We start from the raw sequence: 14,749 nt of genomic DNA, 5'->3' as shown, positions 1-14,749 counted from the left end.
GGCCCCTGACCAGGTGAAACCAGGAATAGGGGTGTCGGAGGCCGCGCGGATCCCCAACCCTGATTGCATGAGCGATACAGCGGTGCGCGTACGTGAGCTGCGCAAGCGTTACGGCGACACGTTTGCCGTCGACGGCGTCGACCTGGATATCGCCAGAGGCGAGGTGTTCGCACTCCTCGGACCCAATGGCGCAGGTAAGACGACTACTGTTGAGATTCTCGAAGGGCACCGCCGCCGGGACGCCGGCGAGATCAGCGTGCTCGGCGAGGACCCAGGCCGGGCCGGACGCGTATGGCGCTCCAGGCTCGGCATCGTCCTGCAGTCGGCAACCGACGCCGCGGAGATGACCGTTCGCGAGATGGTCCATCACTACGCGAGCTACTACCCGCGGCCCCGCGATCCCGACCACGTGATCGAGCTCGTCGGCCTCACCAGCAAGGCCGACGTCAGGACCCGCAATCTGTCCGGCGGCCAGCGGCGCAGGGTGGACGTGGCGGTCGGCGTCGTCGGCAACCCCGAGCTGGTCTTCCTGGACGAGCCCACCACGGGGTTCGACCCCGCGGCCCGCCGCCAGTTCTGGGACCTCATCTCGCGGCTGGCCGACGAGGGCACCACCATCCTGCTGACCACGCACTACCTGGACGAGGCCGAAGCGCTGGCCAGCCGGGTGGGCGTGCTCGTGGGCGGCCAGATCGTCGCGCTGGGCGAGCCGGCCACGCTCGCCGGTCGCGCGCAGGCCATGGCGACCGTCACCTGGTCCGCCCCGGACGGCGAGCGCAGCGTCGAGACCGCGACGCCCACCAAGGTCGTCGCCGAACTCAGCACCCAGTTCGACGGGGAGATCCCCGAGCTGAGCGTGACCCGCCCGAGCCTCGAAGACATCTACCTCGGCCTTATCGGAGACCAGCCGTGACAACCACGATGTCAAGACCACCCACCCGCATTCCCACCGCGAGCACGGCGCGCCTGCCCAGCGTCGGCCGGCTGGCGCTCAAGCGCGGCGCGCTGGAGCTCCGGAGCTTCTTCCGCACCAAGAGCCAGTTCATCGTCATCTTCTCGCTCCCGGCGGTCATGCTGCTGCTGCTCGGCGCGATGCAGGCCAACAAGCCGGACATCGGCGGCGTGACGGCCGCGCAGCTCCTCACCGCCGGCATGATCGGCGCCGGCATCATGAGCACGTCCTTCCAGAACCTGGGCATCAACGTCGCACTGGAGCGGCACGACGGGACGCTGAAGAGGCTGTACGGCATGCCCATGCCGCGGATGGCCTATTTCGGCGGGAAGGTCATCCAGGTCCTGGTGTGCATGGTGGCCGAGGTCGCCATCCTGATCGTGGTCGGGGTGCTGCTGTTCGGGCTGCAGCTGCCTGCCTCGTTCGAGAAGTGGGTGACCTTCACCTGGGTCCTCTTCCTCGGCGGCATCGCATGCACCCTGCTGGGCATCGCCGTCGGCAGCCTGCCGAAGTCCACACGGGGCGCCAACGCGGTGATCACGTTGCCGTTCCTCATCGTGCAGTTCTGCTCAGGCGTCTACATGCCCTTTTCCGATGTACCGAGTTTTCTGCAGTATTTCGCGGCCTTGTTCCCGCTCAAGTGGATCACCCAGGGGGTGCGGTCGGTGTTCCTGCCCGACCACGCGGCGGCCATGGAACCGGCCGGCTCTTGGGAGCACCCGATGATCGCACTTGTGCTCGTTGCCTGGTGCGCGGGGTCCCTGCTGCTTTGTATGAAGACTTTTCGCTGGACGGCCCGGGACAGCTGACGCGCTGACGCGAAGAAATCCTTGTGACGGTGGCGGATCGCATCGACGCCACCGTCATTTCGCGTGCCCGGCCGTGTTATTAACGTGTCCAGAATTATTTATGTGCCCGGCCGTTCTCGTGCGCGCGGCATCGGCCTTTCGCGCCTCGCGGCTGGGGCCTCGCGGCCGGGTCAGGCGCGTACGATGGCCTGCGGGACGGGGCGCTTGAGCGCCGAGCGGCGGCGCCGGGAGGCGGAGCTGGCGGACAGCGCGATGGCGGTGAGCAGGAGCCCCTCCTTGGCCATCCACCGGCCGGAGAAGCCCATCAGCTGCCGGCCCTCCACCTGAGGCCCGGTGACCAGGAGCCGGGCGGAGAACTTCCCCGCCACCGGATCGAAGGTCAAGATCGCGTCCTCGAAGTCCAGCCACCGCTTCGCCAGCGGGAACCACGCCTTGTAGACCGACTCCTTGGCGGAGAACAGCAGGCGGTCCCACGACACGTCCGGGTAGTCGGCGGCGAGCGCGCTCAGCGCCTTGCGCTCCTCAGCCAGGGAGACGGCCTCCAGGACGCCGTTCGACAGCGGCTCGTCGGGCTCGGCGTCGATGCCGATCGTGATGGTGTCGTCGCCGGGGCTGACCACGGCGCCGCGGTAACCCGCGCAATGCGTGATGCTGCCCACGAAGCCGATCGGCCACTGAGGCTCGCCACGCACGCCGGGCAGGAGAGGCTGCGGCGGCAGGCCCAGGACGCCCATGGCGGCCCTGGCGCACATGCGTGCCGTGGCGAACTCCTTGCGCCGGTTCTCCACCGATCGGCTGATCACCTCTTCTTCTGCGGGAAAGAGCACTGCGTCGTGGTCGTCGAAGGTGTCGACGGCCACGACCCACGGGGGAAGGATGCTCCCGATCAAGGCATTCGCATTCACAATTCCACGCTAGGCACGGCCCTGGCGGGAAGGAATGTCCCGGCCCGTCTTCTCGGGCCGTCCAGCGGCTGTTCCGGGGTCAACGCAGGCTGATAAGGGGGCTGGTCATGTGTCGGTACGAGTCCTCGACGGCTGGATCAGCGAGGCCTCGATCGCCCGGTTGACGGCGTCGATGCGGGACGCCGCTCCGAGCTTCACGAAGATGTTGCGGAGGTGGCGTTTGACCGTGGCTTCCGTGGTGTTGATGCGGGCGGCGATCTGCCGGTTGCTGAGCGCCTGAGCTGCCAGTTCGAGGACTTCCCGCTCCTTGCTCGTCAGCACCTCGGAAGGAGCGCTCTCCATCTGGGCGAGGCTCTCGCGCGAGACGGCGAGGACGACGCGTTCCGGCTCGTCGTGCACGCTGCGGATGGCCGAGACCAGCTCGTGCCAGTGGACACTCTTCAGGAGGTAGCCGCGGATGCCGGCGGCGAGGAGCCTGCGCAGCAGCTGCGGCCCGTCGTACATGCTCAGGATGATGATCTGGGTGTTAGGTGACTGCACTCGCAGGCGCGTCACGGTGTCGGTGGCCGAGTCGCCGGGGATCTCCACGTCGAGAAGGAGGATGTCCGGCTTCGCGTCCGCCACGAGGCTGAGGGCGCCGCTGGAGGTGCCGGCCTCGCCGACCACGGCCAGCCCGTCCTGGGCGTCCAGGATCTCCCTGAGTCCTTCCCGGAAGAGCGCGTGGTCGTCCACGATGACGATCGTGGTCGGCTGGTCACTCCTGATCATCGGATCGCCTCTGGAGGGGGACGGTGAGGTCGATCCTAACTCCCCGGCCAGGCTCGCTCGCGATGATGACCGTGCCGCCGAGCAGCTGGGTGCGCTCCCTGATGGAGGAGAGTCCCATGCTTCCCTTGGGCGTCGGCTGGTCGGGGTCGAAGCCGCATCCGTCGTCGATCACGGAGGCGACCAGCTCGTGGGGGGCGACGTCGATTCTGATGAGGATGGCCGAGGGGGCTCCGTGGGTGAGCGCGTTGCGGGCTGCTTCACGCAGGATGAGCAGGCACTCCTCGCTCACGTTCGGGGGCGCCCAGCTCTGGTCTCCGTTGACCACGAGCTCGATCTGCACGTCGTCGGCCCCGACCATGTCGAGGTAACCGAGCAGGCCCTTCTCGAGAGTCCTGCCGCCGGGGGGATGGAGGTCGGAGGTGACCTGGCGCAGGTTGTACATGGTCTCCTGGATGGCCTGCTGCGCCATTTCCAGCTTGGCCAGCGCTTTCGCCGGCTCGGTCGGCCGGTAGAGGTTCGACAGCTCCAGTTGCCGCTGGGCCACGCTGATGCTGTGGCCGATGCGGTCGTGTAACTCCCTGGCGATCCGCTGGCGCTCGGCCATCTGCGCCTCGGTCACCTTGTTCAGCAGGAAGCCCGTGTAACTGCTCGCGGCCTCCCTGATGCGCATGGAGATGCTCTGCTCCAGAGCCGTGACCACGAGCTTGAGCAACTGCGCGGCCTGGCTCTCCCCCAGGAGTCGTTGGCTGAGCGTGGTGAAGGCGGCTCGGAAGAACACCGACGCCGCCATGAGCGATTCCCGAGGGTGGACGCCGGCGGATGCCCTTGAGACGCCGATGTCCCAGGCCAGGAACACGGACTCCTCGTCGTCCTGCAGTCTTCCTGTGCGTATCGTGTTGGCCATCTCCGTCAGGATCTGGCTCGCGTTGGCCATGACCTGTGTCTTCGTGCGCTGGTCCTTGATCAGCACACTGCCGATGGCTGTAAGCCCCTGCTCGTACTTCTGCAGGATGTCCGCTCGACACTCCTCAATAATATTGGCTGGCCCCGTAGCATCTCCCTTTTGCGCAATATCTCCCACCGTGTCCCCTTGGAGAGCTGCAGAAATGCTTACATCTTGGGTCAACACCGGTGAGTAGGCAACTGTATGAAGATAGTGAGTGCAGGTCGGCAGGGCCCTCGCCATCGGGGTTCAAGCCACTGACCAGCGCAAACAGGTCACATATGGAAATGTCCGTATTTCGTGATCGACGGCGTGGCGCGGTCGGTTCGGCGGGTCTGACCTAACGATTCATCTGGGGTCGGTTGTGAGCTGTGAGCCCGTAATGATCATTATGGCGGCCGACTAACATGAGCCCGGCTCAAGTTGTGCCTGCCTGCCGCTGTGGCCCGTGCCGGCCTCGGTGCCCCGCGACCTGGTGCGCCGGTCTCTTCGGTACGACTCGGCGATATGACTCGGACCACGCCGTGGTCCGAAAGTTGGAGGCCGATGGTCCGTATGGCGCGACAAGCGCTTTTTAAGGATATGTCGTATTGTCGGCCCGCCGTGCTAACACCTAGCGTGATGACCGTCAACCCAGAAGCGGGTGCGGAAGAGGTTGAAGGTCATGAGGCAAATCCGGCAGATCAAGACGTCGAAGCCGAAAAAAGAGCTGAATAACTCTTTGGATCTCCGAACTCCTTCCGGTCACAAATTGCCTTTCTGAAAAAGGGGTGTCCATCATGGGGCTGTTCGAGAGAGATGCGGCCATCACCTCCATGCACGACCTCCTCGCCGAGGCCGTGGCCGGCAAGGGCAGGGTCGCGATGGTGACCGGGGTCGTCGCGACAGGCAAGAGCGAGTTGCTGCACGCTTTCGCCGAGCAGGCTCTCGAACGGGGCGCGCTGCCGCTCGTGGCGGCTGCCACCCGGGCGGAGAGCGACCTCCCGCTGGGCGTGTTCGGGCAGCTTTTCCAGAACGCGCCGTTACGCGAGGACGCGAGCGCGCTCGCGGCCGACTTGTTGCGCGAGGGCGCGCAGATGGCCTCTCCCGCGAAGGGGGACGGCTTCGATCAGATCGACGCCCAGATCGTGCACTCCCTCTGCGCAGTGCTGCTCTCTTTGGCCGAGCGCCACCCGCTGGCGATCGTCATCGACGACGTCCACTACGCGGACCGGGCCTCGCTGCTCTGCCTTTCCTACCTCGTACGCAGGGCCAGGTGCTCGCCGCTCATGGCCGTCTTCAGCCAGGCTGAATACCGGCAGCACATGCACGGCTCGTTCGCCACTGAGATGCTGCGCCAGCCGCACTGCACCGCCGTCAGGCTGGCGCCGCTGTCGTACGACGCCGTGGCCACCATGACGTCCGAGCACCTGGACGAGGAGGTGGCCGCGGGCCTGGCGCCGGAGTGGTACGCCCTCAGCGGCGGCAACCCGCTCCTGCTCCGCGGCCTGATCGAGGACTTCGGGACGAGCGGGGGCGCCCCCGGGGAACGCTACGGCGAGGCCGTGCTGTCGTGCCTGCACCGGGCCGACCCCGCGCTGATGCAGGTCGCCGGCTGGCTCGCCGCCCTGGACGACCCGGACCTCCTGCAGCGCATGATCGGCCCGGACCCCGCGATCGTCTCCCAGGCCCTGCACTGGCTGGAGACCGCCGGGCTGCTGCGCTCCGGCCGCTACCGGGCCGAGATCGCGCGGCGGACGGTGCTGGCCGAGCTGAGTGACGAGGTGCGCCGCAGCGTGCACCGGCGCGCCGCCGAACTGCTCTACGCCGAGGGCGCCGACGCGGTCGCCATAGCAACGCACCTGCTCGGCGCGGAGGCGGCCGATCTGCCGTGGGCCGTGCCCGTGCTGGAGTCGGCGGCACTGCACCGGCTGGACGACGGGTTCGTCAACCTGGCCGTGGACTATCTCAAGCTCGCCTGGCGGGGATGCACCGACGAGCGCCGGCGTACCACCATCGCGACGCTCCTGATGCGCGCCGAATGGCGCATCAACCCCAGAACCCCGGCCGAGCACATCGCCGAGCTGACCGACGCCCTGCACAACGGGACCCTGCGCGGCAGCGACGCGGTCGTCCTGGCCAGGGCGCTGCTGTGGCACGGCAAGGTGGACGACGCCTGCCAAGTGCTCGAACACCTGAAGGAGAGCGGCGACACCGAACCGCAGACCGTGGCCGAGCTCATCGGCACCCGGCTGTGGCTGCGCAGCTCGGCGCCCCCGCTGCTGGCCCACGTCGACAGGTCGACCAGCGAACAGGCCAGGGAGCCCGTGCTGCCGGTGCGGGTGAGCCGCCGGCTGGAGGCGGCCAACGCGCTGGCTTCGGTCCTCACCCGCGGGCCGCGCGAGCGCATACTGAGCACGGTCGAGCGCATCCTGCGGAGCTCCCACCTGGACGAGATGTCCATGGACACGGTGGAGAGCTCCCTGCTCGCCCTCGTCTACGGAGGCTGGCCCGACAAGGCGGCGCCCTGGTGCGACGCCTTCATCGAGGAGGCGGAGTCCCGCCGCGCCCCGGCCCGCAGGGCCCGGCTCACCGCGATACGCGCCGAGATCGCCATGCGGTGCGGCGACCTGGAGACCGCGGCCTCGTGCGCGCGCTTGGCCCTGCAGCTCATCCCGCCGGCCAGCTGGGGCGTGGCCGTGGGCGCGCCGCTGGCCAACCTGATCCTGGCCACCACGGCCATGGGCTTGTACGACGAGGCCCTGGAGCAGGTCAACACGCCGGTGCCGGAGGCCATGCTGCAGACCCGCTTCGGGCTGCACTACCTGCACGCCCGCGGGCGCTACCACCTCGCGATCGACCACTCGGCGGCCGCACTGCGCGACTTCCGCTTCTGCGGCGAGCTCATGGGGGAGTGGGAGATGGACACGCCGGGGTTCATCGCCTGGCGGGCCGACGCCGCCGAGGCCCTCATCAGGATGGGCAAGACCGAGGAGGCCCGCGTCCTGGTCGAGGAGCAGCTGTCGCGGTGCGGCCCGGGGGCCTCCCGCACGCACGGTATGGCGCTGCGCGTGCTCGCCGCCACCAGCGAGGCCAGGCACCGGCCCATGCTGTTGCGGCAGTCCTCCGACCGCCTGCACGCCTGCGGCGATCGCTACGAGCTCGCCAGGTCGCTGGTCGATCTCACTGAGGCCTTCCACGGCGTCGGAGAGTTCCGCAGGGCGGGCATCATCGCCAGCCGCGCCCGCACCCTCGCCCAGGAGTGCGGCGCCCAGCCCCTGAGCCAGGCGCTGGCCGGTGACGGCTCCGGCGCCGCCGGGGAGAACGCGGAAATGAGCAAGGTGGCCGCCATCCTCAGCGACGCCGAGCGCCGGGTCGCCGGCCTGGCGGCGGTCGGCTACACCAACCGGGAGATCGCCGCCAAGTTGTTCATCACGGTGAGCACGGTCGAGCAGCACCTGACCCGCATCTACCGCAAGCTCGGCATCACCCAGCGTTCGGATCTGCCCGCCAATCTGGAGCTCAGCCCGACGATGCGCTGAAACCCTCCAGAGCCTGTCCACCACGCGGAATCCGCGTGGTGGACAGGCATTGTTGGCAAGAACATAACTCGGAGTTGCGAGTCATGTCAGGTGAGATAAGTGATAAATTTCCTGATTATTCACCGGCGTCGTGGCGGATAGGGGTTGTGACGCAATCCTGAAGCGCAGATCGTATGGTAATGCCCATGACGGTCGAGTGGAGGGAGTGTCGTGGACAACAGGAAGCTGGGCGATACGGGGCCGGTGACCTCGTGTCTTGGCTTCGGCTGTCTGGCTCTCTCAGGCGTATACGGCGAAGTAGATCGAGACGAATCGATTTCGCTGATCCATGGCCTCCCCGACACCGGGGTGACATTAATAGCCATGTCTGATGATCACGCCGGAGGCGAAGTCGAACAACTCGTCGGCGAGGCCATCAGGCCATGGCGTGACGAGGTCCTCCTGTCGACGGGGACCGCCCGGCGCGACGCCGACTCCGGACGTCTGGCGCAGTCGTGCGAGGCCTCGCTGAAGCGGCTGGGCGTCGACTTCGTCGACCTTTACATCGTCGACTGCGAGGCGTGGTCCGTGCCCATCGAGGAGAAGGCCGGTCAGCTGGCCGAGTTGGTGGCGGCGGGGAAGGTCCGCCACGTGGGCCTGTCCGGGGTGACGGGGGAGGAGCTGCGCCGGGCGCACGAGGTCCACCCGATCGCCGCCCTGGCCATGGAATATTCGCTGATGTGCCGTGACGTCGAGCTCGACCAGCTGCCGGTGGCGCGCGAGCTCGGGATCGGCATGATGGCCTGCCGGCCGCTGGGCCGTGGCTTCCTGGCCGGGCGCGGCATCTCGAGCCGGGCACTCGCCCCTGGAGACGTCCGCCGCACCGATCCCCGTTTCGCGCCGCCCGGCCTGGAGCGGAACCTCGCCATGCTCAGGCAGGTGGAGGCCGAGGCGGCGAGCATGGACGTCAGCACGGGCCGCCTGGCCCTGGCCTGGCTGCTGTCGAGGGGGCCCGACGTGGTGCCGGTCCCCAGCACGCGCGACCCGGTCCACCTGGAGATGAACGCGGTCTCCAGCAGGGTGGTGCTGAGCGAGGCGACGCGCCGGCGGCTGGAGGACGTCTTCCTGCTCGGCGGGGCCGGACACCTCACCGAGGACTGAGCCTCGCCGATCGGTAGCCGGAGGAACCGCCGGGGCTGAGCCCTGCCCGGAAGATTCGCCGCGGGCAGGGCCTTGCCGGTCAGACGAGCGGCAGGATCGTCAGGCCGTGCAGGGCGTACTGGGTCGTCATGAAGGCGCCGTACGGTTCGCGGCGGAGGCCCTTCGCGCACAGGACCGCGATGACCGCGGCCCCGGCGAGCATGGCCAGCGCGCCGGACCACAGCGGCAGATCCAGGACCAGGATCACCACCGTGAAAGCGAGCGCGAGCCCGAGCGCGACGAGGGCGATCGCCCAGCGCAGCACGCGCTCACCGTGCACGACCGCGAAGGTCGTCCGGCCCGCCCGCGCGTCGCCCTCGATGTCCGGCAGGTCCTTGGCCGTCGAGCCCACCAGGGCCGTCCACAGCGAGGCGGCGACCACGAGGACGATCAGCGTCGTCGAGCTCGTGAGCTTGCCCGCATAGGCGAAGACGCCCCCAAAGTACGTGAGCAGGGTCGCGGCGAACCCGGTGAAGACCGTGCCGGCGGAGCTGCGCTTGAGCGGGAACGGCGGGGCCGAGTAGAGGTAGCCGAGCACCAGCACGGCCACGAGCATGCCGCCCATCACCGGGTTGAGCGCGAAGCCGGCCACGAGGGACAGCAGCGCCGCGCACACCGCGACCGAACTGGCCAGGCCGGGCTCCAGGGCGCCGCGGGCGATGGGCCTGCCCGAGCCGTTGAGCCGGTCCTCCTCCAGGTCCGTGACGCCGTTGAAGAGGTAGATCGCGAATAGCATCATCATCCAGGCGACGGCGCCCCACGCCGTCCTGCCCAGGTGGCCGTTGTCGCCGGCGACCTCGGCGCACAGCGCCGCACCGGTGAGGAAACGCAGCAGATACATCAGCTGGACTGAGGGGCGAGATTCCGCCAGGCACATCCAGCCGCGCTGGAGTAACGCCGATTCGATAGCCGCCATGACCGGAGTTTGATCGGTGGGCAGGGGTGCGAAAAGGGGAGTGCGTCGAAAGATACCGGGACCCGCACTCTCGATACTCCGCCCGATCCTATGGCTAAGGACGGGCGTTCTCGTGATCCCCACCTGTTCCGCGCGCCCCGCCGATTGTACGTTGTGACCGGAGATCTCCTAGAGGCACACCATGAACCAGCGAAGGGGATTCACTATGTCACCCACCCGCTCCGTGGAACGTTATGCCAACTTCACTCCGCTGGCGCTGGCCGACCGCACCTGGCCGGACAAGAGGATCCTGGCCGCACCGCGTTGGCTGTCCACGGACCTGCGTGACGGAAACCAGTCGCTGGCCAACCCGATGTCGCCGGCGCGGAAGCTGCAGATGTTCGAGCTGCTCGTCGGCATGGGCTACAAGGAGATCGAGGTCGGGTTCCCGGTCGCCAGCCAGGACGACTACGACTTCGTCCGCATGCTGGTCGAGGAAGACAGGATTCCCGACGACGTGTGGATATCGGTGCTCGTACCGGCCAGAGACGAGTTGATCGAGCGCTCGGTATGCGCGCTCGCCGGCGCCCCCCGCGCGACCTTCCACCTCTACAACGCGACCGCGCCGCTCTTCCGGCGCGTGGTGTTCGACATGGACCGCGCGCAGTGCAAGGACCTGGCCGTGCACGGCACCCGGATGATGATGAAGTACGCCGAGCGGGACCTGGCGGACTGCGACCTGCGTTACCAGTACTCGCCGGAGCTCTTCAACGAGACGGAGGCGGACTTCGCCCTGGAGGTCTGCGAGGCCGTCATGGACGTGTGGGAGCCCGGGGCGAGCCGCCCGATCATCCTGAACTTCCCCACCACCGTGGAGCGCTCGCTGCCGTCGGTGTTCGCCGACCAGATCGAGTGGCTGGACCGCAACCTGTCCCGCCGAGAGCACGTCTGCCTGTCCATTCACCCTCACAACGACCGGGGCACGGGGGTGGCCGCGGCCGAGATGGCGCTGCTGGCCGGGGCCCAGCGGATCGAGGGATGCCTGTTCGGCAACGGCGAGCGCGCGGGGAACGTGTGCCTGGTGACGCTGGGCATGAACATGTTCACCCACGGGGTGGACCCGCGGATCGACTTCTCCGACATCGACCACATTCGCGACACGGTCGAGCACTGCAACGAGATCCCCGTGCACCCCAGGCACCCCTACGGCGGCGAGCTGGTGTACACCGCCTTCTCCGGCTCGCACCAGGACGCGATCAAGAAGGGCTTCGACCGGCTCGAGCTCGAGGCCGCCGTGTCCGGCGTCAGCGTCGACGAGATGCCGTGGACCATGCCGTACCTGCCCGTGGACCCCAAGGACGTCGGGCGCACGTACGAGGCGATCGTGCGGATCAACAGCCAGTCGGGCAAGGGCGGCATCGCCTACATCATGAGCGCGTGGTACGGCATGGAGCTGCCGCGCGAGCTGCAGAGGGACTTCGCCCCCTTCGTCCAGTCGGACGCCGACCTGCGGGGCAGCGAGCTGTCGCCGGACGAGATCCGCGCGCTGTTCGAGCGCGAGTACGTCGCCCGCGGGGACGCGGCCGGCCTGCCGGGGGCCGGCGGCGAGCGGATCAGCGCCACACTCCACGTGCACGGCCAGCGCGAGCAGGCCGTGCGGTCCATCGGTGCCGCGCTGGCGCCCTGGGGGATCGATGTGCGAGCGGTCCACCGCACCGGGAGCACCGGCCGCATCACCAGCATGGAGACGACGGTCTACGCCGAGTGCAAGGTGGGCGGCACGACGGTCTGGGGCGTCGGCGTCCGCACCGACGTGGTCGACGCGGCCCTCGCCGCGGTCGGCGCGGCCGCCGGGCGGTGCGACAGGATCGAGGAGGTCAAGCTGGCGACCGCCAGCTGACGAACGTCGCCGGTCCGCGGGCGGCCGCCGAAAGGCGGCCGCCGCGGCGTTTTCCGGGAAATCCGGAAATCCGGGAAGTTTTGCACACGAAGAGAGCCATCGCCCGTCTTGTCATGGGCGATGGCTCTTCTTTTTGTGGCTGCTTCGCAAAAGGAGTACGACGTCTAGTCCAATGCCTCACCTCGCCGGCCGGATAAAAATCCGTCAAACCTGTTGCTCATATTGAATCGCCGGGCAGCGCGATTTCCCACCCCTAGCACACCCTTAAGCTTTTTGCCGGCCGATCGGCCGTAAAAGGCCCGGCGCGCCGCGCCGCCGCCGCCATTCGCGGGGGTAGCCGAGCGACACCTCCTCGAAGCGGACGCCGTTGTGCCACGTGGTCCGGGGAATGTGCAGATGCCCGTAGACGACCGTGTGCACGTTGAACCGCACGTGCCAGTCGCCGGTGCGCTCGGTGCCGCACCACAGGGCGAAGTCCGGGTACCGCAGGATGTCGGTGGGCCCGCGGACCAGCGGCCAGTGGTTGACCAGCACGGCCGGGAGGCCGGCGGGCAGGTCGTTCAGCCGCCGCTCGGTCTCTTCCACCCTGGCCGCGCACCATGCCTGCCGCGAGGGGTACGGGTCCGGGTGGAGCAGCATCTCGTCCGTGCAGATCACGCCGCGTTCGTAGGCCTGGGACAGGGCCTCGGCCCGCGAGCGCGCGCCGGGGACGCGGAAGGTGTAGTCGTACAGCGAGAACAGCGGCGCCACGACGAGCGACTCCTCCCACACCGGGTAAGGGTCCTCCGGCGTGACGACGCCGAGCTCGCGGCAGAACCGCACCAAATGGTCGTACCGCTCGGCGCCGCGCAGGCGGAACGGGTCGCTCGGGTGGGTCCACAGCTCGTGGTTGCCAGGGGTCCACACGACCTTGGCGAAGCGCCTGCTGAGCAGGCGCAACGCCCATTCGACGTCGGCCATGAGCTCGGCGACGTCGCCCGCGATCAGCAGCCAGTCAGCGGCGGACCCGGGCTTGAGCGCTTCCACGATCTCCCGGTTCTCCGCGTGACCGATGTGGAGGTCGCTGATGGCGAGCAACGCCGACATGTCTACTCCGCGATGGCCGTTCGCATGATCCACTGGTAGACGGGCAATTCCCGCCCGTCGATCTTCTTCTGCTCGCCGCGGTGCAGGAAGTGCTCATAACCGCCGCCGAACGGCAGCTTGATCTTCTCGCACCCCCTCGCGACGGTTATGATGCGCCGCTCCTGCGGCAGGTGATTCGGGCCCCCCAGGAGCATGACGGTGATGGTTGACATGGTCTCCTCGATTCAGAGTGGGATATTGGTGTGGCAGCCGCGTGACTGCGGTGCCTGTGCCAGCGCCTCTGCCAGCCGGCGACGGGTCTCCGAAGGCGATATGACCTCGTCGACCACACCGAGCGCCATGGCACGCTCGACCCCGCCGGCAGTACGCTGATGTTCTTGCAGCAGCCGCGCGTGCAGGTCCGCCCGCTCGGACTCGGGCACCGCGGCCAGCCGCTTGCGGTGCAGGATGCCCACGGCCGCCTCGGCTCCCATCACCGCCACCTCCGCGTCGGGCCACGCGTACACCGCGGTGGCGCCCAGCGAGCGGGAGTTCATGGCGATGTAGGCGCCGCCGTACGACTTGCGAGTGATGAGCGTCACCCGGGGGACGACCGACTCGGCGAAGGCGTGCAGCAGCTTGGCGCCCCGCCTGACCACGCCGCCCCATTCCTGCTGGACGCCCGGCAGGTAGCCGGGGACGTCGACCACGACCACGAGCGGAACGCCGAGCGAGTCGCACATCCGCACGAAGCGTGAGGCCTTCTCGGCCGAGAGCGAGTCGAGGCAGCCGCCCTTGCGCAGCGGGTTGTTGGCCAGCAGGCCCACGGCCCGCCCGCCGAGCCGGCCGAGCCCGACCACCATGTTGGGGGCCCAGCGCGGCTGCAGCTCCAGGAAGTCCTCGTCCAGGAGGTTGCGTACGACCGGCCGGACGTCGTAGGCACGGCGTGGCTGGTCCGGCAGCAGCGCGCGCAGATCGCGCGGCTCGCACAGCGCGGCGAAGTCGAAGCGGCCAGGGTGGGTGAAGAACCCCGTCAGCAGGCGCGCCCGGTCGTAGGCCCCCTCCTCGGAATCGACCGTGATGTGCGCGACCCCGGACTTGGGGCCATGCGCCTCCGGACCGCCCAGACCCGCCATGTCGATGTCCTCACCGGTGACGGTGCGGACGACGTCGGGCCCGGTGATGAAGACGCGGGCCGAGTCCGACATGATGATCACATCGGTCAGCGCGGGCCCGTAGGCCGCGGCGCCCGCGGCCGGTCCGAGCACGACCGAGATCTGCGGGATGAGGCCGGAGGCCGCCGTCATGGCGGCGAACATGCGCCCGACTCCGTCCATCGACTCCACGCCGTCGGCCAGCCGCGCGCCGCCGGAGTGCCACAGGCCGATCACCGGGCAGCGCCGGCGGACGGCCAACTGGATGGCCTCCACGATGCGGTTCGCGCCGACCCAGCCCAGCGCACCGCCCATGCGGGTCGCGTCGGTGCAGAAGGCCACGACCGGCGAGCCGTTGATCAGCCCGTGCACGGCGTGCACGCCGCTCTCGTCGTCGCCGGGCATCGCCACGACGGAGCCGTGGTCCAGCAGCCGCGAGAGGCGTACCGATGGCGACCTGGGATCGAGTATTGCTTCGGTGGAAATAGCGGTCAGGACCGTCATCGTTGTCCTTTCACCGGGATCTGTGATTCGAATTTCGCGGCCCACCCCTATAGCGGACAACCCCTACTGCCTCGTACCTCTACCTGGGCCTCGCTCCGGCATAGGGGGATCGTGGGGTGACCGAGAATTCCGCGCCGTGTGACACTCGAGCCTG

General features: G+C 68.5%; 12 protein-coding genes. 5 read left to right on the top strand and 7 right to left on the bottom strand.

Going from position 1 to position 14,749, the window contains the following annotated elements:
* Positions 1-67: 67 nt before the first annotated feature.
* Complete coding sequence (locus ACTWPT_RS47960) at positions 68-913, top strand: ABC transporter ATP-binding protein (protein WP_443184228.1); 846 nt, start codon at positions 68-70, stop codon at positions 911-913.
* The gene (locus ACTWPT_RS47955; protein WP_397128571.1) at positions 910-1,761 is read left to right on the top strand and encodes an ABC transporter permease; all 852 of its coding nucleotides are present in this window, start codon (positions 910-912) and stop codon (positions 1,759-1,761) included. The genes ACTWPT_RS47960 and ACTWPT_RS47955 overlap by 4 nt, the downstream gene beginning before the upstream one ends.
* Positions 1,762-1,931: 170 nt before the next feature.
* Here the strand turns inward: ACTWPT_RS47955 and ACTWPT_RS47950 are convergent, their stop codons facing one another.
* The 3 genes from ACTWPT_RS47950 to ACTWPT_RS47940 all read right to left on the bottom strand — a co-directional run bounded on the left by ACTWPT_RS47950 (position 1,932) and on the right by ACTWPT_RS47940 (position 4,404).
* The gene (locus tag ACTWPT_RS47950; RefSeq protein WP_443184227.1) at positions 1,932-2,666 is read right to left on the bottom strand and encodes a 4'-phosphopantetheinyl transferase family protein; all 735 of its coding nucleotides are present in this window, start codon (positions 2,664-2,666) and stop codon (positions 1,932-1,934) included.
* A gap of 105 nt (positions 2,667-2,771) precedes the next feature.
* Positions 2,772-3,434, bottom strand: coding sequence for a response regulator transcription factor (locus ACTWPT_RS47945; RefSeq protein ID WP_443184226.1), 663 nt, complete (start codon positions 3,432-3,434; stop codon positions 2,772-2,774).
* Positions 3,421-4,404 carry a sensor histidine kinase gene (locus tag ACTWPT_RS47940; RefSeq protein WP_443184225.1) on the bottom strand — a complete coding sequence of 328 codons (984 nt, stop codon included), beginning with the start codon at positions 4,402-4,404 and terminating at the stop codon, positions 3,421-3,423. The genes ACTWPT_RS47945 and ACTWPT_RS47940 overlap by 14 nt, the downstream gene beginning before the upstream one ends.
* 752 nt (positions 4,405-5,156) lie before the next feature.
* On the opposite strand from ACTWPT_RS47940, the gene ACTWPT_RS47935 reads away from it, so the two are divergent.
* Together ACTWPT_RS47935 and ACTWPT_RS47930 are read left to right on the top strand one after the other, a co-directional pair.
* Positions 5,157-7,898, top strand: a complete 2,742-nt coding sequence (locus ACTWPT_RS47935; RefSeq protein WP_443184224.1) for an AAA family ATPase — start codon at positions 5,157-5,159, stop codon at positions 7,896-7,898.
* Between the two features lie 210 nt (positions 7,899-8,108).
* Positions 8,109-9,038, top strand: a complete 930-nt coding sequence (locus tag ACTWPT_RS47930; RefSeq protein WP_443184223.1) for an aldo/keto reductase — start codon at positions 8,109-8,111, stop codon at positions 9,036-9,038.
* A gap of 79 nt (positions 9,039-9,117) precedes the next feature.
* Here ACTWPT_RS47930 and ACTWPT_RS47925 read toward each other — a convergent pair whose 3' ends face one another.
* On the bottom strand, positions 9,118-9,993 hold the full coding sequence (locus ACTWPT_RS47925) for a UbiA family prenyltransferase (protein ID WP_443184222.1): 876 nt from the start codon (positions 9,991-9,993) through the stop codon (positions 9,118-9,120).
* Between the two features lie 205 nt (positions 9,994-10,198).
* Between ACTWPT_RS47925 and ACTWPT_RS47920 the strand changes: the two genes are divergently transcribed.
* Complete coding sequence (locus ACTWPT_RS47920; protein WP_443184221.1) at positions 10,199-11,872, top strand: 2-isopropylmalate synthase; 1,674 nt, start codon at positions 10,199-10,201, stop codon at positions 11,870-11,872.
* A 264-nt stretch (positions 11,873-12,136) separates the two neighbouring features.
* Here ACTWPT_RS47920 and ACTWPT_RS47915 read toward each other — a convergent pair whose 3' ends face one another.
* The 3 genes from ACTWPT_RS47915 to ACTWPT_RS47905 are packed head-to-tail and all read right to left on the bottom strand — an operon-like array spanning position 12,137 to position 14,595.
* A complete protein-coding gene (locus ACTWPT_RS47915; RefSeq protein WP_443184220.1) occupies positions 12,137-12,958 on the bottom strand; it encodes a metallophosphoesterase family protein in 822 nt (273 codons plus the stop codon).
* Between the two features lie 2 nt (positions 12,959-12,960).
* Positions 12,961-13,170: a DUF5988 family protein gene (locus ACTWPT_RS47910; RefSeq protein ID WP_443184219.1), complete on the bottom strand. Its 210-nt coding sequence runs from the start codon at positions 13,168-13,170 to the stop codon at positions 12,961-12,963.
* Between the two features lie 12 nt (positions 13,171-13,182).
* Complete coding sequence (locus ACTWPT_RS47905; protein WP_443184218.1) at positions 13,183-14,595, bottom strand: acyl-CoA carboxylase subunit beta; 1,413 nt, start codon at positions 14,593-14,595, stop codon at positions 13,183-13,185.
* Positions 14,596-14,749: the final 154 nt, after the last annotated feature.

It is taken from the genome of Nonomuraea sp. 3N208 (assembly GCF_052245935.1).
Lineage (GTDB): Bacteria > Actinomycetota > Actinomycetes > Streptosporangiales > Streptosporangiaceae > Nonomuraea.
This window is presented reverse-complemented; position numbering and strand designations above follow the sequence as displayed.